Genomic DNA, 21,770 nt, shown 5'->3' on the forward strand with positions numbered 1-21,770 from the left:
CATTGTAGCTCCATCATTACATTTTTTTATCAATAGTAAATTAATGTCATAATTTCGAAATTATCTCATTTTCAAATAGTCTAATTTTCACATTAAAAAACTATTTTTGCACTTTATAATTATAACTACACATGAACACAACAAAAACAATTCAATCTGCATTAATTTCAGTTTTTTCGAAAGAAGGTCTTGAACCAATTGTAAGACTCTTAAACAGTCAAAATGTTACACTTTATTCTACAGGTGGAACTGAAGATTTTATAAAAAACTTGGGAATTCCCGTAGTTCCTGTTGAAGACGTTACTTCTTACCCATCCATTTTAGGAGGAAGAGTTAAAACTTTACACCCAAAAGTTTTTGGTGGAATTTTAAATCGTCAAGACAACGAAAGTGACGTGCAGCAAATGGAGGAATTTAACATCCCCCAAATTGACTTGGTAATTGTTGATTTATATCCTTTTGAAAAAACCGTTGCTTCAGGAGCGAGCGAAGCGGATATCATTGAAAAAATAGATATTGGTGGAATTTCTTTGATTCGCGCTGCCGCAAAAAATTTCAAAGACACCGTAATTGTTGCCTCTGTTGATGAATATAGCACGCTTTTGGATTTGATTACAACTCAAAACGGAGCAACTACTCTTGCTGACAGAAAACTATTGGCTACAAAAGCCTTTCATGTTTCTTCGCACTATGACACTGCCATTTTTAATTATTTCAACACTGACGAAACTTTTTACAAAGAAAGTATCGCTAATGGCCAAGTCTTGAGATACGGAGAAAACCCACATCAAAAAGGATTTTTCTTTGGAGATTTTGATGCGATGTTCCAAAAATTACATGGAAAAGAATTGTCTTATAATAACTTATTAGACGTAGATGCTGCAGTAAATTTAATTCATGAATTCAAAACTGACGGACCTACTTTTGCTATCCTAAAACACAACAATGCGTGTGGCCTAGCTACAAGAACCACCATTAGCGAAGCATATAACGCTGCATTGGCTTGCGATCCTACATCTGCTTTTGGCGGCGTATTGATTTCTAATACAAAAATTGACGTTGCAACAGCAACAGAAATCAACAAATTATTTTGCGAAGTAGTTATCGCTCCGGAATATGATACTGAAGCCGTTACAATTTTACAAGAGAAGAAAAACCGAATTATATTAGTTCAAAACGAGGTTGAATTACCTAACAAACAAGTTAGAACTTGCCTTAACGGACTTTTAATTCAAGAAAGAAACAACATTACTGACAATAAAGACGATTTAAAAACCGTTACTACAACAACTCCTACTGAGCAGGAAATTAAAGATTTAATATTTGCTTCAAAAATTTGTAAAAACACTAAATCAAATACAATTGTTTTTGCAAAAAACGGAACTCTTATTTCATCAGGAACGGGGCAAACTTCAAGAGTTGACGCTTTATTACAAGCAATTGAAAAAGCAAAAACATTTGGTTTTGATTTGCACGGTACCTCAATGGCGAGCGATGCTTTTTTCCCATTTCCTGATTGTGTTGCTCTTGCAAAAGAAGCTGGCATAACTGCTGTAATCCAACCTGGAGGATCAATAAAAGACGAATTAAGTATCGATTATTGCAACGAAAATAATCTTGCAATGGTATTTACTGGAACACGTCATTTCAAACATTAATTTGTTTAACTTTGCATGCTATTATTTATTATAACTTTTAACCCTAAATAATTTATGGGATTTTTTGATTTCATGACCGAGGATATTGCGATAGACCTTGGTACCGCTAATACTTTAATCATACATAATGACAAAGTAGTTATTGACAGTCCATCGATTGTTGCCCGTGACAGGATCTCAGGCAAAATCATTGCTGTTGGTAAGGAAGCCAACCTAATGCAAGGTAAAACACATGAAAACATTAAGACAATAAGACCTTTGAAAGATGGTGTAATTGCTGATTTTGATGCTTCAGAAAAAATGATCAGTATGTTTATAAAAAGCATACCGGCATTAAAAAAGAAAATGTTCACTCCAGCCTTGAGAATGGTAGTTTGTATCCCATCTGGAATTACTGAAGTGGAGATGAGAGCCGTTAAGGAATCTTGTGAAAGAGTAAATGGTAAAGAAGTATATCTAATACACGAACCTATGGCAGCAGCCATAGGTATCGGCATCGATATTATGCAACCGAAAGGAAACATGATTGTTGACATAGGTGGTGGTACAACCGAAATTGCTGTTATAGCATTAGGCGGAATTGTATGCGACAAATCAGTAAAAATTGCCGGTGACGTATTCACAAATGACATCGTGTATTATATGCGTACCCAACACAACCTTTTCGTTGGAGAAAGTACTGCCGAAAAAATAAAAATCCAGATTGGAGCAGCAATTGAAGACTTAGAAACTCCTCCAGAAGACATGTCAGTTCAAGGAAGAGATTTACTTACGGGTAAACCTAAACAAGTTGACGTTTCTTATAGAGAGATTGCTAAAGCATTAGACAAATCTATTCAAAGAATTGAAGATGCTGTTATGGAAACTCTATCTCAAACACCCCCTGAATTAGCAGCCGACATTTACAACACCGGTATTTATCTTGCAGGTGGAGGATCCATGTTAAGAGGATTGGACAAAAGAATCTCGCAAAAAACGGATTTACCTGTTTACATTGCAGAAGATCCTTTGAGAGCAGTAGTTAGAGGAACAGGCATGGCTCTTAAAAATATTTCAAAATTCAAAAGCATCTTGATAAAATAAGCCTCTTTTAAATAGGCATTTGGGTATCAAGCCAAAATACAATCTTAAAAGTTCAAAGAAATCAGACACTTAAGCTCATACTGAAACAAAATAATCAAATAAGAGAATGCAGCAAATATTTAATTTTATATTCAAAAACAGTAATAGACTACTGTTTTTGCTGTTATTATGCGTTTCGCTTTTGCTTACTATTCAATCTCATTCCTATCACAAAAGTAGAATAATAAGCTCTGCTAATTTTTTAAGCGGTGGTGTTTATGAAAAAATAAACAATGTGAACGAATATCTGAATTTAAAAACTGAGAACGATGCATTAGCCCTTGAAAACGCAAGACTAAAAAGTATTGTATTTAATACAAAGGACACACTGGCCTTACAAAAATTTGAAAAAATTAAAGGAGTTGAGCCAAAAGACATTGTTGTTTCTAAAGTCATTCATAACTCCTACAACGTTCATGAAAATTTCATCACCTTAAACTCTGGCTCCCTACAAGGCATAAAACCTGATATGGGAGTTATTAATAGTCTTGGAATCATTGGAATCATTGACAAGACTTCTCCAAAATACTCCACCGTTGTTAGTATCCTGAATGTAAAATCTAGAATCAATGCCAAAATTAAGAAATCAAATCATTTTGGTTCTTTGACTTGGAATGGAAAAAGTACCGGCTTTGTTCAATTAATAGATGTACCTAGACTAGCCTCGGTTAGAAAAGGAGATACCATAGTAACTGGCGGTCAATCTGTGATTTTTCCTGAAAATATCAATATTGGAACGGTCCATAAAGTAGAAATAGATGACCAAACTCATTATTATACAATAACAGTTAAATTATTTAATGACATGACAAACCTTGGCCATGTCTATATCATAAAAAGTAAAGATAGAGAAGAGCTTACTAATTTAGAAAAAAGAGAGAAAGATGAATAGCACTTTATTAACCAATATTTTGAGGTTCATTTTGTTGTTGGCCGTCCAGATTCTTATCTTCAATAACATGACTTTTTTGGGATTTATAATCCCATTGCCTTATATCTTGTTCATCATTTTATATCCGGTAAACGGCAATAAATCAGGATTACTGATTGCCAGTTTTCTACTTGGCATAATTATGGATGTGTTTTCAAACTCAGGAGGGATTCATGCTACTGCTTGTTTAACTTTAGCTTATTTCCGTCCCTCTCTTTTTAAATTTGCCTTTGGAGTGAGTTACGAATATCAAACTATAAAACTAAACGATGTTTTAACCCCGGAACGATTTTCTTTTATTTCGTTAGCGGTGCTTATTCATCATTTCACATTATTCCTATTAGAGGCCTTTCAAATAAGCTTCTTTTTAGACTTATTAATACGAACCTTATTAAGTGCCGTATTCACCATTATTAGTTGTATTATCATAATATACCTTATTAAGCCCAACAAAAAATGAGAAAACTTCTGCTGCCTTCTTTAATCATTGTTGCAGCATCATTGCTAGTAATCCGGATATTTTATTTGCAAGTGGTCAACGACACTTTCAAACTAAAATCAGAAAACAATGCCATTAAAATCAAGTATGATTATCCCGAAAGAGGTTATATCTACGATAGAAATGGGAAATTATTAGTAGCAAATCAGGCGTCCTATGACATCATGGTAATTCCTAGAGAATTAAAAAACATAGACACGCTGGAATTCTGTCAATTACTGAATATCACAAAAGAAGATTTCATTAAAAAAATTGCCAAGGCTAAGGTTTACAGCCCTCGTTTACCTTCGGTTTTTTTACCTCAATTAAACAAGAGTGAATTTGCGGCTTTTCAAGAAAAAATTAGAAAATTTGAAGGCTTCTATTTCCAAAAACGTTCACTTCGTGACTACGAAGTCGATTTTGGAGCCAATATTTTTGGATTCATCACCCAAGTTAACGAACAATTAATTGCAAAAAACCCCTACTATAAAAGCGGTGATTTAATTGGACAACAAGGCGTTGAACAATACTATGAAGAAATTTTACGCGGTATAAAAGGAGTAAAATATTTTCAGAAAGACAAATACAACCGGGAAATTGGGTCCTATAAAAATGGGAAATACGATACTATTGCTGTTCAAGGTGAAGACATCAATCTTACTCTTGACGCAGAACTTCAAAAATATGGAGAGCAATTAATGATCAATAAAAGAGGAGGAATCGTCGCTATTGAACCAAAAACCGGGGAGATTTTAGCATTGGTTACCGCCCCATCTTATGATCCTGGCATCTTGGTAGGCAGACAAAGATCGAAAAATTACACGATGCTTTATCATGATTCCATTGCAAAACCACTATACGACAGAGGCCTTTTGGCTGAGTATCCTCCTGGCTCACCATTTAAAATACTAACAGGCCTTATTGGTCTGCAAGAAGGCGTCGTAGATGAACAAACCTCATTTATGTGTAATCATGGTTTCAGTTACGCCCGAGGACGATTTATGAAGTGTCATGATTCAGGACCGCATCAATTGCACAATGGAATATACCACTCTTGTAACACTTATTTTGCACAAGTTTACATGCGAACCATTAACAAATACACAAAACCTTCTTATGCCGTTGATGTATGGAGCGATCATGTAAAAAGCTTTGGTCTTGGCCAATTTATGGGCTACGACTTACCAACTGGGAAAAGAGGAAATGTTCCAACATCTAAAACCTACAAGAGAATCTATCCAAACGGAGGATGGAGAAGTACCACTATCGTTTCTAATTCTATAGGTCAAGGTGAGGTTTTAATGACACCAATTCAACTGGCAAACATGATGGCTACAGTGGCGAACGAAGGTCACTATTTTACTCCTCATATCATCAAAAAAATAAAAGGAGAGAATATCGACCCTAAATTCAAGGTAAAACACGAAACTACAATAGACAAAAAATATTTCAAACCCGTGATAAGTGGTTTGTTTGACGTATACAATCTAGGAACAGGAAGAAGTTTGAAAGTCGAAGGCATTGACATCTGTGGTAAAACAGGGACAGCAGAAAATTTCGCTAAAATTGGAGGTAAAAGAGTACAACTGGAAGATCACTCCATTTTTGTTGCCTTTGCGCCAAAAGACAACCCGAAGATTGCCATTGCTGTTTTAGTAGAAAACGGTGGATTTGGAGCCACCATTGCAGGACCAATAGCCAGTTTAATGATTGAAAAATATCTTCGAAAAACCATTACAAGAACCGATTTAGAAAAAAGAATTCTAGAACGAAGTCTTCAAGATCGTTATGCAAAGCTAGGCGGACTTTCGGATGTGGTTAAGCTGCAATTGAAAAAACAAGATTCAATTTTAAAAAGTAAAAAAATAATTCCAGTAATAAAAAAAGATACTACTAAACAAAATTAATAAGCATTCATTTCAAATGAAAAACCAAAGTATAAAGAAAAATCTGGACTGGACTTGTGTCATCATCTATTGCCTATTAGTAATTATGGGCTGGTTGAATATATACTCTTCCTCATTGTCTTCTATAGAAGACACTTATCAAAAACAGCTTATCTTTATTTTACTGACCATTCCATTAATTTTTATTGTACTTGCTATTGATGGAAAATTTTATGAAAAATACGCCAGTATAATTTTTGGTATTTCGTTATTGTCCTTGGTCGGTTTATTTCTATTCGGAAAAACCATCGCTGGTCAAAGATGTTGGTACGCTATTGGAAGCTTTACCCTTCAACCATCTGAATTTGCAAAAGCAGCAACTTCCTTAGCCTTGGCTAAATACCTCAGTGATTCTCAAATTAACTTAAAAGACGTCAACCGACAAATTCAGGCACTTGCTATTGTTTTTTTACCGGTAATACTCATTCTGCCTCAACCTGATCCGGGTAGCGCCCTCATCTATAGCATCTTTATTATTATTTTATACCGCGAAGGACTTCCAGCTTGGTATGTTTGGACAGGATTTACTGCAATAATATTATTTATGCTAACCTTGATAATAGAACCTCAATACGTCATTTTAATGGCCTTATTGGTTATAGTCCTAATCTATTATAAGTCCAGATTAGCTGACAGAAATATTATAGCAAGCAGCCTACTTTTTGTTCTAATTTCGGGTTTTGTTCTATCAGTAGATTATGTTTTTGACAATGTTTTCAAACAACACCACCGCGATCGTTTTAATATCTTACTTGGTAAAGCGGTAGATTTAAAAGGAATTGGATACAATACAAACCAATCGGAAATAGCTATCGGATCAGGGGGATGGATTGGAAAAGGCTTTCTTGAGGGAACACAAACTAAAGGTGGATTTGTGCCGGAACAGCATACCGATTATATCTTTACCACCGTTGGAGAAGAATGGGGTTTCGCTGGCTCAGTTGTCGTTATCGGTTTATTTGTGGCTTTATTTCTTCGTGTCATTTATTTGGCAGAAAGACAAAAAACAAAATTTAGCAGAGTTTATGGCTATTGCGTTGCTGGTATCTTATTCACCCATTTCTTTGTAAATATTGCGATGGTTGTAGGTATATTCCCTACTATCGGAGTTCCCTTACCGTTCTTTTCTTATGGAGGATCTGGTCTTTGGGGATTCACTATCTTATTATTTATCTTTCTAAAAATGGATGCCAATAAGGTAAATGAGTGGTAATGTAAAGGCTATTTTGCATGACTACTTAGAAAGCCAAGACTTATAATTACTGTTTTTTTCTAATTCATTTTCGATCTTATCATCTAATATCGAAAAAAAATCTATGCCTGTCATTTTCTCAATGCTATCCACAGAAACTACAAAATCATACAAAGGCTTATCACTTTTCTTGTTGGGTATCAAAAAAGCTATCATTTTAAAATTTCCTTTAGAATCATCCAATATAATTTTATAAAAAAAGTCTGGCACTCCAACCTTCTCTTTACCTATAGTCTTCAAAGAAGGACTTAAAACACCACCCGTTACTACAAAAACGTCATCATATCGCTCTGCCCAATAACGCACTTTCTCTTCTAGTCTATTCCAAATTCCACCGTTGAAACCACGATCTTGTGGTGAAATATTTGAGGTATAAAACGTATCGTTATAAGCTAGAATACTAAACTGCATATCACCCGCTGGACAAAGATGCCCTTTATCAAACCCAGAATTTTTAAAATTACGCCAATCTGCTGAAATAGTTTTAACTTTAGGATCTTCAATAAAAAAAGGTCTTTTGAAGCTGTTTTTTTTAATATATTCCTTTTTCAATTCGTAAGCTACCCACTCCGCTTGTTCCCATTTTTCATTATAGGACAAAGTATAATAATTATGATTCACTATTTGCCCTGTTGTGGAAGTAGGCAGAAAATTAAACGAGCCAGCACTATTAACTTCTGAACGGTCTGCTGTATCTAATACTTTGGCTTCTTTAGGCAGCACTTCATCTTCTTGAAGTTCTTGAGAAGAATAAAGAATCAAAGAACTTATCCCAATGACAATGATCAAAAGAATTTTAATATATTTCATCTATAAATGTAAATTTAGGTTCAAAATTAATTGAAATTATATGCCAATAATAAAAAAAAGCTCCAAAATTACTTAAATTTTTGGAGCTTTTTGTGCTATGTAGTTTATTAAAAATAGTATTTATGACTTAACAAACTTTTCTTTTTTTAGCTTCGAAGGAATACTTTTTTTCAAATCAGTTTTAGGCTGTAAATCATCCAAAACATTCAAAGCTTCTTCAATATAAATATCTTTAGACAAACTTTGATGCCATCTTTCTCTTTTCTCTTTTAAAACACTGTCTTTTGCAAATTCAGCAATTTCATAAGGCAGAGAATTAAATTTCAAATCATTCTTATATTGAGAGATAGGCTTGTATTTTTTAGCTTTTTGCTCTATTTCATTTTGAGCCATCCTAAATTTATCAATATTTAAACTATAAGTATTGTCTTCTTTTCTACTGTCTATCCATTTTGCATTATCCTCAATCAACTGAAATTGTGGATTACTCGCAATTCTATTTTTACTATTCAAGATAGCCTTATTAAAATTTTCATTTTTATTCCAAACCGTATAGTCAGCGGCATCAATTTTATCCCAAGGCATAGCGTTTTCTACGTCACGTTCGCCCATTTTTAAATAAGCAAATCTATCCGGCATAACTATATCACTGCTCACCCCTTCCAGCTGAGTGGACCCACCGTTTATTCTATAAAACTTTTGGGTAGTCGTTTTCAATGCACCCAAATCACCTACAGAACTATTGCGTACAAATTGATTAAAGTCAATCACATTTTGCACCGTTCCTTTACCATAGGTCTGTTTACTACCTACTATAATTCCTCTTTTATAATCTTGAATTGCAGCTGCTAAAATTTCTGAAGCCGATGCAGAGAAACTATTGACCATAATTACCAATGGTCCATCCCATTCGATCTTTTTATCTCTATCGTATAAGACTTCTTTTTTTAATCCGGCAGATTTAATTTGAACTATTGGACCTTGTTCTATAAACAAACCAGCTATATCAACAACTGTTGATAAAGAACCCCCTCCGTCATCACGTACATCAAGAACGATTCCGTTAATTTTTTCTTTTTTCAATCGCTCTACTTCAAGGGCAATGTCTTTTCCGGCATCTCTGCCACCTCGATCTGCAAAATCAATATAGAATTTAGGCAAATAAATCACCCCATATTTCAATCCGTCTTTAACAACCACACTAGACTTAACGTAGGTTTCTTCAATTTCGACAATATCTCTTATGATGGATATCACTTTAATGGTTCCATCTACTTTCTTAACGGTAAGACGAACTTCAGATCCCTTAGGTCCTTTAATCTTTTTTACCACATCTTCAAGACGCATTCCTACAACATCTACCGGATCCCCGCTTCCTTGTGCTACCTTAGTAACTAAATCACCTGCTTCAAGCTCTTTCCCTCTCCAAGCTGGACCACCAGATATTAGTTCAGAAATTTCGGTAAAATCATTCTTCTTTTGAAGACGTGCTCCAATACCTTCTAACTTCCCACTGATGTCCACATCGAATCGCTCTTTTTCCTCAGCTGCAAAATAATTCGTATGAGGATCAAAACGAGCTGTAATAGAATTAATATAAACTGAAAACCAGTCATCACGGTCTAGATCTTTCATAAAACCAAAATACTCATCTAATGCTTTTAAAGCATTTTCCCTGGTTTCTTTTTCTAGCTCAGCGAAAGTTTTATCTTTATCTGAATTAATCGTTGCTTTACTTTTAGTCTTGATTAAATCATTTCCAATTTTATCTCCACTTTTTACCAGCGCTTCATCATCGTCAGTAGATTTACTTTCAACTCCTTTTAGCCTGTCTTCTTGCATCTTCAAACGATCAGTTAAAGACGAAAGAGCCGACAATTTAATTTGTTTTCTCCAACGATCTTTAAGCTCTTTTTCATTTTTAGCATAAGATGCCTTATCATAATCCGTATTAAAACTCTCATCAATAGAGAAGTTGAACGGGACACTCAATACTTCCTTATAAATTTTCTTGCTTTCATCCATCCTTTTCATCAACCGATCATAAGTCAAACTAAAAAAGGTCAAATCCTTATTGATTAAAGCATCATCTAATTCTGTTTCAAATTTAGAAAACTCATCTATATCAGATTGCAAGAAAAATCGTTTAGACGGATCTAAAGCCTGTATATAATCCTTATACACCCCTTTTGAGAAGTTATCATCAATCGCGGCAGGACTATAATGTCCTTTTTCGATGACAAAAGTCAATAATTCCAAAAGCAATTTGTCTTTTCCTGGATCAGCCTCAGTTCCTGATTTGATTTTAAAAGCAAATAGTGTTACCGAAACGACAACAATTGCAAGAAGTATTTTATAATTTCTCTTCATAAAGTTAATAATAGTATTCATCCAAATTTTTAAACTAATTTACAGTAAAAAACATGCCAAGCCTTAAGCTATCCACATAAATTTTTGTTAAAGATATAAAATAGTCTTTTTGTTTTAGCATTAATCCACAAGTTAATAAATTTTGTTTCCTTTGCTTGAAAGATACAAATCTGTACAATTTGATTTAATTTTCCAAATCATAAAACTCAAAATAACATGAATAAAGTCAAACCTTTAATTTTAATCACAAATGACGATGGGGTTTCGGCTCCCGGACTTAGAACTTTAATTTCGGTTATGTCCGAAATTGGAGAAGTGGTTGTCGTGGCTCCTGATCAACCACAAAGTGGTATGGGGCACGCCATAACTACTAATAACACTTTATATTTAAATAAAATTTCAAAAGAGAATGACTCCATTTTAGAATACAGCTGTTCTGGTACGCCTGTAGATTGCGTAAAATTGGCCGTAAATGAAATCTTAAAAAAGAAACCGGATCTCTGCGTTTCAGGAGTCAATCATGGTTCTAATTCTTCAATCAATGTTATTTATTCCGGAACCATGAGTGCTGCCGTAGAAGCGGGTATCGAAGGAATTCCCGCTATTGGTTTTTCACTTTTGGATTACGACTGGAATGCTGATTTTGAAACCATGAAACCATTTATTCGAAAAATAACTTTGGAAGTCCTTAAAAATAGTCTTCCAAAAGACATCGTTTTAAATGTAAATTTCCCCAAGCTAAAAAAGGACAATATTAAAGGAATAAAAATTTGCCGTCAGGCCAAAGCGCTTTGGGTCGAAAAATTCTACAAGCGTCAAACACCCCAAGGAAGAGATTATTACTGGCTGGCGGGCGAATTTGTAAACCAAGATAAAGGAGAAGACACTGATGAATGGGCTTTGGCAAACGGTTATATTTCTGTGGTTCCCGTTCAATTTGACTTAACAGCGCATCACGCCACACAACAACTTAACAGCTGGAACTGGAATGAATAAAATGGATTTACTTATCGGATTACTAATTGGTTTTTTAGCTGCAATTGCTGGCTGTTTTATTTTTATAACTTTTTTCACCCCTTATGATTTTCTAAACGGATTTTACATCCTGAAATCTCAAGGTTCACTAGGAAAATTAATCACCCTCGGATCCATTCTAGACTTAGTTGCATTTGCCGTTTTACTGAAATTAAACAAAGAACTCATGGCTCGCGGCATTATATTGGCCGTTATTATAATGACGATTCTCACTTTGTTTGTATAAAAATAACATCCAATTAGCTTGATTGATGCCCTTTCAATACCTATTTTTGGTATCGAAAGTTTTTTAACCCATTGACTGTCTCAAAAATGAAATACTACATTATAGCTGGTGAAGCCTCAGGCGATTTACATGGTTCTAATTTAATGAAAGCCTTATATAAAGAAGATTCCAATGCCGACATTCGATTTTGGGGTGGTGACCTCATGCAAAAAGTAGGTGGCACCTTGGTAAAACATTATCGAGAATTGGCCTTTATGGGATTTGTTGAAGTGCTATTCAATCTAAAAACGATTCTTGGCAATATTAAAATATGCAAAAAAGACATTCTTGAATTCCAACCCGATGTGATCATTTTCATTGATTATCCGGGATTTAATATGCGTATCGCAAAATGGGCCAAAGAATTAGGTATCAAAACACACTATTATATTTCACCCCAAATTTGGGCTTGGAAGGAAAACAGAATCACTGCTATTAAACGCGATGTAGACAAAATGTATGTTATTTTGCCTTTCGAAAAAAACTTTTACGAAGACAAACACCATTTCCCAGTAGAGTTTGTAGGGCATCCATTAATTGACGCCATTCAAAACCAAGAAAGCATTGATCCAACGACTTTTAGGGCGGAAAACCAATTGAGCGACAAACCTATTATTGCCTTACTTCCTGGAAGCAGAAAACAAGAAATCACTAAAATGCTTTCGGTAATGCTTAGTGTTGTCGATGATTTTCCGGAATACCAGTTTGTGATTGCCGGTGCTCCAAGTCAGGAATATGATTTTTATAAGACCTTTATTTCTAACGAAAATATTAAGTTTATTTCTAACAAAACCTATGATTTGTTGAAAAATGCTACGGCAGCCCTAGTCACATCTGGAACAGCTACACTTGAAACGGCGCTCTTCAAAGTACCGGAAGTGGTTTGTTATAAAGGCAGTTGGGCTTCATATCAAATCGCCAAACGCATCATTACCTTAAAATACATTTCGCTTGTTAATCTTATTATGGATGAAGAAGTGGTAACTGAATTAATTCAGGATCAATTTGATACGAAAAACATCAAAAAGGAATTAGAAAAAATACTGCAACCCGAATACCGCAAACAGCTTTTGGAAAAGTATGATTTGCTAGAAAAAAAACTTGGCGGAATAGGCGCTAGTGAAAAAACAGCTCGATTAATTGTTGCCGATCTTAAACAGCATTAATCCAAAAAAACACCTCTTTTGAAACAACTATTTTACTTTTTATTACTGCTTGTTATTTTTACTTCCTGTAATTCTTCTAAAGCCGTTTCTAATTCGACTTCAAAGAAAAAGATGGACAAGACAAGCTTTCTAGCCGAACAGATTATAAACTCAGCCTCTGAAAACATTGGAGTTCGCTACAAAATGGCCGGTACTACAAAATCAGGTTTCGATTGCTCCGGATTGGTTTATTCTACCTTCGGTTTATACGACATCAAACTCCCTCGAACATCGTATGAGCAATCAAAAATTGGGATTGAGTTAGGGAAAGACACCGGAAAAGCCCAAAAAGGGGATTTAATATTTTTTAGAACGAGCAGCAAATCAAAGATTAATCATGTGGGAATTGTAACCGAAGTAATGGATGACGAAATCCTTTTTGTTCATTCTTCTACCTCAAAAGGAGTGATTGTATCCTCTACAAAAGAACCTTATTACCAAAAGGCTTTTGTTCAATTGAATCGTATTATTCAATAAAAGCTTTCGAAAACAAACTGTTTTTTTTCGCTAAAAAGCTGTACTTTAGAACAATGAAAGTACTACAATTCCCTTTGGCGAGAATTACAGTGAGCTTTATTTTAGGAATACTAGCCGTCTTTTATCTAAAACCAAATCCAATATTAGTATTTGGACTGCTTTCTATTGCTTTTTTATTTTTTGCTATAAGCTACTTTTTACAAAAAAAGACCTTCGAGAAAACTATTTACTTTGGAATAGCGACCTATTTTGTATCGTTTTTTATTGGAGCTGCAACTCAAATTACGCACACAGATGCTTACCAAAAAAACCATTACACGCATAACTATGTTGCGTTTCATAAACCACAAACCTTTTCAATCACCATTAGAGAAAAGTTAAAAAACACAAACTTTAATGACCGATACATCGCTCTTATCAATCAAATCAACGATGAAAAATATACCGGCAGAATCATACTGAATATCTCTAAAGACAGTCTAAATCTCCCATCATTGGAAGTAGGGTCAACATTACGCGTTAAAGGAATCTTGTATAAAAATAAATCCCCAAACAATCCAAACCAGTTTGATTATGGCGCTTATCTACAAAACAAGCAAATCTATGCCCAATTATACTCTGACCGTGAGAAGCTAGAAGTAAGTCTTAAACCCAAAGAAGACATTTGGTATTACACCTCGAAATTAAGGACTTCTATTATTCATAATTTAGAGAAAAGTGGATTCAGCAAAACCGAATTGAATGTTGCCGTTGCCTTAATTATGGGTCAGAGACAGGATATCTCACCGGAAATTATCCAAGATTATCAATATGCGGGAGCTATTCATATCTTGTCCGTTTCAGGGCTTCACATTGGATTCGTATTTCTTTTCGTCAGCTTTCTACTCAAACCCATTCCTAACACAAAAAAAGGAGCACTTATAAAACTACTGATTACACTGCTTTCCTTATCCTCATTTGCCATAATTGCGGGCTTAGCGCCTTCTGTTGTGCGATCAGTAACTATGTTTTCTTTTGTGGCAATTGGTTATTCGTTGCGAAGAAGTGTCAATATCTATCACACTTTATTAGTCTCCATACTGCTTATTTTACTTTTTCAGCCTTCGTTTCTTTTTGATGTTGGGTTTCAGCTAAGCTATATTGCTTTGTTTTTCATTATTTGGTTTCAACCGATAGTAAGTGCTATTTGGAACCCAAAATCCAAAGTACTAAAGTACTTTTGGGGAATACTCACCGTATCTTTTGCAGCACAACTAGGCACTTTACCATTGAGTATTTATTATTTCCATCAATTTCCAGGCTTATTCTTTCTGACTAATTTAGCTATCATTCCCTTACTGAACTTCATTATGATTTTAGGATTATTGGTGATGATATTAGCCTCATTGGGTTATGCGCCCTTGCTGTTTACAAAACCATTTGAATACAGCATTTACTGCTTAAACAAAATTGTAAATTTCATCGCCTCATTCGAACAGTTTATAATCAAGGATATCCCGTTAAATATTTACTTGTTAATAAGTTCCTATTTAGCGGTTATTGCAATTATAGTCTACTTTAAAAATCCTAATTTTAAAAAACTTACAATAGCATTAATAGCCATCATAGGCATTCACCTTGCATTTATGACAACCCAATGGAACATCAAAAAACAGCAAGAATGGCTCGTTTTTAACATCCTAAAGAACACTCTAATTACGGAACGTTATGGAAATAATGTGACTTTATACGCTAATGACAGCGTACAAAAAACCTCTAGTAAAAACACTATTCTTCAATCTTACTTAGTAGGCAACTTCTCTTCGGTGAATGCAAAAGAAAAACTAAAAAATGTATTGTATTACAAGGGAACTAAAATTCTTGTTATTGACAGCTTTGCTGTTTATCCAAAAAATGCCAATCCAGACGTGCTTTTGCTTACTCAATCCCCTAAAATAAATCTGGAACGAATGTTAGCAATCCTAAAACCTAAAATTGTAATTGCAGATGCCTCCAATCAAAAGACCATCCAAAAATACTGGAAAGCAAGTTGTGAAAAACAAAAAATCCCTTTTCATGCAACTGCTGAAAAGGGATTTTATATACTAAATTGAAAACTTACTCTTCTTCAACTCTGGAATTTAATATTTTATTAGAATCTTCAATCCAAGTCTTTACAGAACCTGACTCGTATCCTATTTTACCTAATAATCTATAACTTATTTTGTTTTTTCTAACTATTACATTTGAAAAACAAATCTGAGGTAAATCTTGGACTCCAAATGCTTTTTTAAGCGACTGATTTCGCTCAAAATTTTCATTTGAAGTATCATTATTCAAATCAAGTTTTACCAAAACCACATTATCTCTTGACCAAAGGGCAAAATCCAAGGTTTTCAATATTTGAGTTTCTAAAGCTTTATCTGAATTATTATCTGTAAACAAAATCAACATCGGTTTTTTTTGTTCTTTACTAATCGTAATCGCATTACTAATATCTGCGTTCCAATTTAGAACTTGGGCTCCTAAGTTTAAAGAAAACAGAATCAACAACGACAACAATAATTTTTTACACATCAAATTTTGGTTTATTCAATTACCTCGCAGACAGTCATTATCTGCGTTAATAATTTTGGTTTTACATTAGTTATAACGCACTAAAAGTAATAAAATAAATACAAAATTCAGTTAAAAAAACTATAGTTTAGGTTTAATAATTTTATTTGCAATCGCTAACCAAGCTACAGGTCCACCTGCTACATAACCCGTACTTCCTAATCCGTCAAAATTGACTTTCCCTCCTTTATTAGTCACCTTGGCAAAATGAATCGTTGGATAACCTTGGATACCAAAAGCTTTCTGCAATTCATCATTTTGTTTCTTAATTTCTGGAGTCTGTGGTGTTCTTCTTGGATAATCTAACTCTACCAAAACCACATTTTCTTTAGCCCATTTCTCGAACTCGGCCGTTTTCAAAACTTCTTTTTGCAATCGAATACACCAACCACACCAATCGCTGCCTGTAAAAAACAATAACAAAGGTTTTTTACTTTTTTTAGAAATTTCAATTGCTTTGTTAACATCCGTATGCCAAACTAATTCTTGGGCTTCTACTGCAAAAGAACCAATCAAAAGCAGTAATGTGATAAAAATCTTCTTCATTTGTTATTATTTTATAAAGTCCTTCTCAAAAACTAAACCAAAGTTTATCGAACACCGTGCATTAATTTTTTAATCACTGGAGTCATTGCAATCGAAAATAAAGCAACCACCAATGAAATGATCGTTAACATCCAAAAGAAGTAGCTCAATCCATGTTCATCGGCAATTTTATCAATATTTTCACCAAACATACCTGCTCCTTTCATTCCAATTGCCACTGCAAGATACCAAACACCAAACATGAAAGCAATCATCCTTGCCGGAACTAATTTACTTACATAAGACAAACCTACTGGTGAGATACACAATTCAGCCATTGTATGGAATAAGTATACTAAAATAAGCCAAATCATACTCACCGAAGCTGTTTTTGCCCCAGCTTCAATTCCATTCGCTCCAAAAGCGATACAAGCCATTCCTAAGGCTAACAATCCCATTCCTATTCCGTATTTCAAGTTAGCAGAAGGGTTGTATTTACTTTCCCACCATTTAGAAAACAAAGGAGCCAAAGTTATAATAAATAAAGAATTTAGCGTAGAGAACCAGGTAGCTGGAACTTCCGTCAATGCCGCAGTTACTTTATCAATTTTTAATAATCTCAAAGTATCATCAGATAAATCTAAATAACCAGCCGTGTAATAATCTTTGGCCAACATCCAAATTGCAATAGCCCAAATAATGATAAAACTCACACTTAGAATTATATTAGCCAAGGAGTACTCTTTAAATGTTCGTTTAAACATTAAATACAAAACATACGAAATGATTGTTAATGGCAAGATGGTAATCAAGGAATTCATAACCAAGAAAACAACACTCCAGTTTCCTTCCAAAATTCGGTTCGTATAATCATTTGCAAAAATGGTCAAACTGTTTGGAGATTGTTCAAAAATGGCCCAAAAGAAAATCGTCAAAAAGGCAAAGAAAGTCACCGCTATAAGCTTTTCTCTGGTAATTTTTGAATACTGTGTAAATCGGTAAACCAATAAGATGATGAACAAAACCAAAGCTGAAACAATAGCAATCGCATTTCCATTCTCGCCCAAGAAGCCAAAAACATTTACTTTTCCTCCTGAAATTTTAGAAGCAGGATCATTCAAAATCCAAAGCAAACCTAAAATAGAAGATATGGCGATAAGAACCAATTGCCAAGAAGTAAAAGGATTTCTTTTATCTGTATCCAAAGCAGCTGCCTTAGCAACACTTTCTTTGTTTGGTTTTAAACCAATATCTCCAAAAATATTTTGTGACAACCAAAACTGTAACATTCCAAAGAACATAAAAATCCCGGCAAGTCCAAAACCATAACTCCAACCCACTTTTTCTCCTAAATACCCACAAAGTAAAATACCAAAGAAAGCCCCGGCATTTACGCCCATATAGAATAAAGTATAGGCCCCATCTTTTTTCTCTGGACGATCCTTGTACATCTCAGAAATTATAGAAGTCATGTTAGGTTTGAAAAAACCATTCCCAAAAACTAATAAAAGTAATCCCAAATAAATAGAAAACTCCGTTTCAACAGCCATCGAAGCATGTCCAAGGGTCATTAAAACAGCACCAACTACAACAGCCCATCTAAAACCGATAACTTTATCAGCAAAATAACCTCCCATCATTGTTGACAAGTACACCAAACCAACATAAGATCCAAATAAAGCGGATGCATTTTCACGAGTCCATTCCCAACCGCCATCAGCAAATGATGTTGTCAAAAATAATATCAATAAAGAACGCATTCCATAGAATGAAAATCGTTCCCACATCTCTGTGAAAAACAAAACGAATAAACCCGCTGGATGTCCTAAAACGGAATTATTAAAAAACTGATCTGTACTATTCTGACTCATATTTATATTGTTTTATTTTACTTCTTGCATTAATTTTTTAACCAATGGCGAAATGACAATTAAAACTACTCCTGCAATTAAGGCATAAATAGCTAATTGATAATAACCATCGGTATAGGTGTTTAGTTTTTCTAAATTAGTTGCATTTCTTGAAGCTTTTGCAATATTTGCTCCTAAAATTCCGGCAAAATATTGACCGTAAGCACTCGCTAAAAACCACATTCCCATAATTACAGCTTGTGTTTTTTGTGGTGATAATTTTGTCATAGCGCTCATTCCAATTGGAGACAAACACAACTCTCCAAAAGTGATTATAAACCAACCAAAAGCAAATACACCAAGTGATGTTCTTCCTGAAGCATCTGCAAAAAATTGAGTGTAATAGAAAATCCAGAAACCTCCAGCTAAAAACAAAAAGGCCAAACCAAATTTTATGATTGTATTAGGCTCAATTTTCTTTTTGGCCATCCATAACCAAACCAATCCAACTAAGGCTGCAAAAGTAATTACAAAGAAAGAATTAGCAGAGTTGTTTACTCCATTTGGACTTAATGTAACTCCAGCAATTGTATTATTCAAGTTATTTGCAGCAAATAAACTTAAAGAGCCACCACTTTGCTCAAAAAATGCCCAAAAGACAATGGAAAAAAGGATAAACACTAAAGCGGCTAATAATTTTTTGTTTTCAGCTATAGAAAAATTTCTCATTTCATAAAACAAATACAAAATAGAAATTGGACCAATGGCATACATGAAATAATCAGTATATTCAGTATTTGCAACCATTATGATTACAATTGGAATGATTAAAACAGAACCTAAATAAGTTAAGTTTTCCAATAATTTTCTTCGTGAAGCTTCTAAGTTAGGTAAAGGTGAAAGTCCAATAGTTGCTAAACTTTTTTGAGTTTGAGTAAAAGTCAACAAACTAATTACCATTACTAAAGCCGCAAAACCAAAACCTACATTCCAACGCAAATGTTCCGGAACTATTGATTTCCATAAAGAACCTTCAGCGACTGCAATACATAGGTATCCGCCAATGAATGCTCCTAAATTCACACCCATATAAAAGAATGAAAATCCAGCATCACGTCTTGGATCATTATCTTTATAAAGTTGCCCAACCATAGAAGAAATATTAGGTTTAAAAAATCCTGTCCCTACAATTGTAAATCCCAATCCGATGAAAAATAAACTTCTGGGATCAATGGCTAAAATGACACTTCCAATAATCATTAAAATTCCACCCCAAAAAAGAGACTTTCTTAAACCCAAAATTTTATCTGCAAATAATCCGCCAATAAAGGTAAAAGCATAAACCCAAGCTTGAGTAGCTCCATATTGTAAATTAGCAACTTCTTCATCCATGGCTAAATGACTCACCATGAATATCACTAACATTCCCCTCATTCCGTAAAAACAGAATCGTTCCCACATTTCTGAGAAAAACAAATACCACAATTGTTTTGGGTATTTGCCCTTAAAATTTTGTATTTCTTCTATTGTTTGCATACTAATTGATTCCGTGATCTTTCATCACTTTATTTAAGTTTTTTACCAAAGCAAACATCAATACCGTTGCAAACATCAATAAGCCAAAGTTCACCCAGAAAAAGTTTGCTTTGTCATCGTATTGATCCCACATACTGGCCAAGACGCCACTTAATTTATTTCCGATTGAGGTCGATAAAAACCAACCGCCCATCATTAAAGCCGTAATGTTTTTTGGCGATAATTTAGATACAATTGATAATCCCATCGGACTCAGAAATAGCTCTCCAATTGTGATAATTCCGTAATTAGCTACTAACCACCAAACCGACACTTTTTCGGCACCATTTCCACCAATATGAACCGCGGCAACCATTACCAATACCGATAATGCTGAAATCAATAATCCGAATGCAATTTTGGTTGGAGTTGAAGGTTCTTTCCTTCTGCTGCGTAAAAAGGTGAAAAATGCCACCACCAAAGGCGTCAAAATAATCACCCAGCCCGGATTGATAGACTGACTTAAATTAGTCGCCCAAATCGAAACTTTTGAACCTTCGTCCGGTTTTTTGTCTTCGGCTACGTTTCTAAAATAAACCGGATAATCAACGGTCTTTACTACTTCGCCGTTTTCCTTTTGCAATCTAAAACTGGCATCATATAATTCAGTTGAATCTTTTTTAAATTCGACTTCCTTAGCCAATTTCAAACTATTGAAAACCGTTTGCGTAGTTCCGGTAATTTCTCTATCAGTATAACGATCTGCCCAAGTAGTTAAGGCCGAACCATTCAATTTGAAAACCGCCCAAAATAAAATAACCACAGCAAAAATAGAAAGCAAGGCACCTATTTGTCTCTTCTCTTCTACTTTGGCTTTGAAATATAAACTTCCGTAAAAATAAACCACCGGAATACAAGCAAAAATGAATGCATCGGTACTATCAGAACCAAAAATGGCGCTATCTGCATTCATATCAGACTGCACGCCTTTGATTAACCAACCAATAACTCCAAACACAACCGAGGGAACAAGAATATACAACACAATTTTTGAAAACGGCATATCGCCTTCTTGAATTCCCTTTTTCTCGGTTTTATCGCCATAATGTTTTGTTCCCAAAAGGAAAACGATAACCCCAATAAACATTCCTAATCCTGCTGCCATAAAAGCGTAATGCCAGCCCAAAAGTATCTGTAAGGCCGCGCCAAAGAAATTACAAATGAAAGCACCCACATTTATTCCCATATAGAAAATATTGTATCCTTCGTCTTTCTTGTCTTTGTATTTCTCTTCGTTATAGAAGTTTCCTAAAAGTGTCGAAATATTGGGTTTGAAAAATCCGTTACCCACAATAACCAGTGTCATTGCAACATACAACATGGTCAAACTATGAATTCCCATCATAAAATAACCAGCACCCATCATCAATCCACCAAGAACAATCGAATTCTTATATCCTAAATACCTGTCGGCAACTAAACCACCAATGAAAGGAGTTAAGAAAACTAATGCTATGAAAGTTCCATACAAATCGGAAGCTTCTTTCTCGGTCATGGCAAATCCGGCTTCTACATCTTTTAGATATAAAGTAAAGATTCCAATCATCAAATAATAACCGAAACGTTCCCACATTTCAGATAAGAACAAATAAGGCAATGCTTTAGGGTGATTTTTCCACATAGAAAACTAGGTTTAAAATTAAAAAATTACCTACCCAAATAAATCGGATAGG

At 34.5% G+C, this 21,770-nt stretch carries 18 protein-coding genes; 11 read left to right on the plus strand and 7 right to left on the minus strand.

What is annotated here, in order from left to right; genetic code table 11:
- Positions 1-131 precede the first annotated feature (131 nt).
- The 6 genes from purH (at position 132) to rodA (ending at position 7,351) form a co-directional block, all read left to right on the plus strand.
- Complete coding sequence (gene purH / locus LNP19_RS02685) at positions 132-1,658, plus strand: bifunctional phosphoribosylaminoimidazolecarboxamide formyltransferase/IMP cyclohydrolase (RefSeq protein WP_230063274.1); 1,527 nt, start codon at positions 132-134, stop codon at positions 1,656-1,658.
- A gap of 54 nt (positions 1,659-1,712) precedes the next feature.
- Complete coding sequence (locus LNP19_RS02690; RefSeq protein WP_072943612.1) at positions 1,713-2,741, plus strand: rod shape-determining protein; 1,029 nt, start codon at positions 1,713-1,715, stop codon at positions 2,739-2,741.
- Positions 2,742-2,847: 106 nt separating this feature from the next.
- Positions 2,848-3,672, plus strand: a complete 825-nt coding sequence (gene mreC, locus LNP19_RS02695; RefSeq protein WP_230063275.1) for a rod shape-determining protein MreC — start codon at positions 2,848-2,850, stop codon at positions 3,670-3,672.
- Positions 3,665-4,171, plus strand: a complete 507-nt coding sequence (locus tag LNP19_RS02700) for a rod shape-determining protein MreD (protein WP_230063276.1) — start codon at positions 3,665-3,667, stop codon at positions 4,169-4,171. Before mreC ends, LNP19_RS02700 begins: the two co-directional genes overlap by 8 nt.
- Positions 4,168-6,099, plus strand: coding sequence for a penicillin-binding protein 2 (gene mrdA, locus LNP19_RS02705; RefSeq protein ID WP_230063277.1), 1,932 nt, complete (start codon positions 4,168-4,170; stop codon positions 6,097-6,099). The genes LNP19_RS02700 and mrdA overlap by 4 nt, the downstream gene beginning before the upstream one ends.
- 16 nt (positions 6,100-6,115) lie before the next feature.
- Complete coding sequence (rodA, locus tag LNP19_RS02710; protein WP_230063278.1) at positions 6,116-7,351, plus strand: rod shape-determining protein RodA; 1,236 nt, start codon at positions 6,116-6,118, stop codon at positions 7,349-7,351.
- A 21-nt stretch (positions 7,352-7,372) separates the two neighbouring features.
- Here the strand turns inward: rodA and LNP19_RS02715 are convergent, their stop codons facing one another.
- Together LNP19_RS02715 and LNP19_RS02720 are read right to left on the minus strand one after the other, a co-directional pair.
- On the minus strand, positions 7,373-8,200 hold the full coding sequence (locus tag LNP19_RS02715) for a DNA/RNA non-specific endonuclease (protein ID WP_230063279.1): 828 nt from the start codon (positions 8,198-8,200) through the stop codon (positions 7,373-7,375).
- Positions 8,201-8,320: 120 nt separating this feature from the next.
- Positions 8,321-10,591, minus strand: a complete 2,271-nt coding sequence (locus LNP19_RS02720; protein ID WP_230063280.1) for a carboxy terminal-processing peptidase — start codon at positions 10,589-10,591, stop codon at positions 8,321-8,323.
- A gap of 195 nt (positions 10,592-10,786) precedes the next feature.
- Here LNP19_RS02720 and surE point away from each other — a divergent pair, with 195 nt between their 5' ends.
- The 5 genes from surE to LNP19_RS02745 all read left to right on the plus strand — a co-directional run bounded on the left by surE (position 10,787) and on the right by LNP19_RS02745 (position 15,645).
- Positions 10,787-11,566: a 5'/3'-nucleotidase SurE gene (gene surE, locus LNP19_RS02725; RefSeq protein WP_230063281.1), complete on the plus strand. Its 780-nt coding sequence runs from the start codon at positions 10,787-10,789 to the stop codon at positions 11,564-11,566.
- Between the two features lies 1 nt (position 11,567).
- Positions 11,568-11,831 (plus strand): hypothetical protein, encoded by a 264-nt coding sequence (locus tag LNP19_RS02730; protein WP_346432221.1) that lies wholly within the window; start codon positions 11,568-11,570, stop codon positions 11,829-11,831.
- 86 nt (positions 11,832-11,917) lie between these two features.
- On the plus strand, positions 11,918-13,036 hold the full coding sequence (lpxB, locus tag LNP19_RS02735) for a lipid-A-disaccharide synthase (RefSeq protein WP_230063283.1): 1,119 nt from the start codon (positions 11,918-11,920) through the stop codon (positions 13,034-13,036).
- A gap of 18 nt (positions 13,037-13,054) precedes the next feature.
- On the plus strand, positions 13,055-13,552 hold the full coding sequence (locus tag LNP19_RS02740) for a C40 family peptidase (protein ID WP_230063285.1): 498 nt from the start codon (positions 13,055-13,057) through the stop codon (positions 13,550-13,552).
- Positions 13,553-13,605: 53 nt separating this feature from the next.
- Positions 13,606-15,645, plus strand: coding sequence for a ComEC/Rec2 family competence protein (locus LNP19_RS02745; protein WP_230063287.1), 2,040 nt, complete (start codon positions 13,606-13,608; stop codon positions 15,643-15,645).
- A gap of 4 nt (positions 15,646-15,649) precedes the next feature.
- On the opposite strand, the gene LNP19_RS02750 is transcribed toward LNP19_RS02745, so the two are convergent.
- The 5 genes from LNP19_RS02750 to LNP19_RS02770 form a co-directional block, all read right to left on the minus strand.
- A complete protein-coding gene (locus LNP19_RS02750; RefSeq protein WP_230063288.1) occupies positions 15,650-16,108 on the minus strand; it encodes a thioredoxin family protein in 459 nt (152 codons plus the stop codon).
- Positions 16,109-16,228: 120 nt separating this feature from the next.
- Positions 16,229-16,693 (minus strand): thioredoxin family protein, encoded by a 465-nt coding sequence (locus tag LNP19_RS02755; RefSeq protein WP_230063289.1) that lies wholly within the window; start codon positions 16,691-16,693, stop codon positions 16,229-16,231.
- A 44-nt stretch (positions 16,694-16,737) separates the two neighbouring features.
- On the minus strand, positions 16,738-18,543 hold the full coding sequence (locus LNP19_RS02760; RefSeq protein WP_230063291.1) for a peptide MFS transporter: 1,806 nt from the start codon (positions 18,541-18,543) through the stop codon (positions 16,738-16,740).
- A gap of 12 nt (positions 18,544-18,555) precedes the next feature.
- Positions 18,556-20,058, minus strand: a complete 1,503-nt coding sequence (locus LNP19_RS02765) for a peptide MFS transporter (protein WP_230063292.1) — start codon at positions 20,056-20,058, stop codon at positions 18,556-18,558.
- A gap of 1 nt (position 20,059) precedes the next feature.
- Positions 20,060-21,718, minus strand: coding sequence for a peptide MFS transporter (locus LNP19_RS02770; protein ID WP_230063293.1), 1,659 nt, complete (start codon positions 21,716-21,718; stop codon positions 20,060-20,062).
- Positions 21,719-21,770: the final 52 nt, after the last annotated feature.

Source organism: Flavobacterium acetivorans (genome assembly GCF_020911885.1).
Lineage (GTDB): Bacteria > Bacteroidota > Bacteroidia > Flavobacteriales > Flavobacteriaceae > Flavobacterium > Flavobacterium acetivorans.

What these genes read in the sequence shown, in the direction of transcription:
- LNP19_RS02750 (WP_230063288.1), bottom strand. Translation starts at nt 16,108, where the DNA reads ATGTGTAAAAAATTATTGTTGTCGTTGTTGATTCTGTTTTCTTTAAAC.
- LNP19_RS02700 (WP_230063276.1), top strand. Translation starts at nt 3,665, where the DNA reads ATGAATAGCACTTTATTAACCAATATTTTGAGGTTCATTTTGTTGTTG.
- LNP19_RS02715 (WP_230063279.1), bottom strand. Translation starts at nt 8,200, where the DNA reads ATGAAATATATTAAAATTCTTTTGATCATTGTCATTGGGATAAGTTCT.
- LNP19_RS02720 (WP_230063280.1), bottom strand. Translation starts at nt 10,591, where the DNA reads ATGAATACTATTATTAACTTTATGAAGAGAAATTATAAAATACTTCTT.
- LNP19_RS02690 (WP_072943612.1), top strand. Translation starts at nt 1,713, where the DNA reads ATGGGATTTTTTGATTTCATGACCGAGGATATTGCGATAGACCTTGGT.
- mrdA (WP_230063277.1), top strand. Translation starts at nt 4,168, where the DNA reads ATGAGAAAACTTCTGCTGCCTTCTTTAATCATTGTTGCAGCATCATTG.
- LNP19_RS02745 (WP_230063287.1), top strand. Translation starts at nt 13,606, where the DNA reads ATGAAAGTACTACAATTCCCTTTGGCGAGAATTACAGTGAGCTTTATT.
- LNP19_RS02755 (WP_230063289.1), bottom strand. Translation starts at nt 16,693, where the DNA reads ATGAAGAAGATTTTTATCACATTACTGCTTTTGATTGGTTCTTTTGCA.
- LNP19_RS02730 (WP_346432221.1), top strand. Translation starts at nt 11,568, where the DNA reads ATGGATTTACTTATCGGATTACTAATTGGTTTTTTAGCTGCAATTGCT.
- LNP19_RS02760 (WP_230063291.1), bottom strand. Translation starts at nt 18,543, where the DNA reads ATGAGTCAGAATAGTACAGATCAGTTTTTTAATAATTCCGTTTTAGGA.
- LNP19_RS02770 (WP_230063293.1), bottom strand. Translation starts at nt 21,718, where the DNA reads ATGTGGAAAAATCACCCTAAAGCATTGCCTTATTTGTTCTTATCTGAA.
- lpxB (WP_230063283.1), top strand. Translation starts at nt 11,918, where the DNA reads ATGAAATACTACATTATAGCTGGTGAAGCCTCAGGCGATTTACATGGT.
- mreC (WP_230063275.1), top strand. Translation starts at nt 2,848, where the DNA reads ATGCAGCAAATATTTAATTTTATATTCAAAAACAGTAATAGACTACTG.
- LNP19_RS02765 (WP_230063292.1), bottom strand. Translation starts at nt 20,058, where the DNA reads ATGCAAACAATAGAAGAAATACAAAATTTTAAGGGCAAATACCCAAAA.
- surE (WP_230063281.1), top strand. Translation starts at nt 10,787, where the DNA reads ATGAATAAAGTCAAACCTTTAATTTTAATCACAAATGACGATGGGGTT.
- rodA (WP_230063278.1), top strand. Translation starts at nt 6,116, where the DNA reads ATGAAAAACCAAAGTATAAAGAAAAATCTGGACTGGACTTGTGTCATC.
- purH (WP_230063274.1), top strand. Translation starts at nt 132, where the DNA reads ATGAACACAACAAAAACAATTCAATCTGCATTAATTTCAGTTTTTTCG.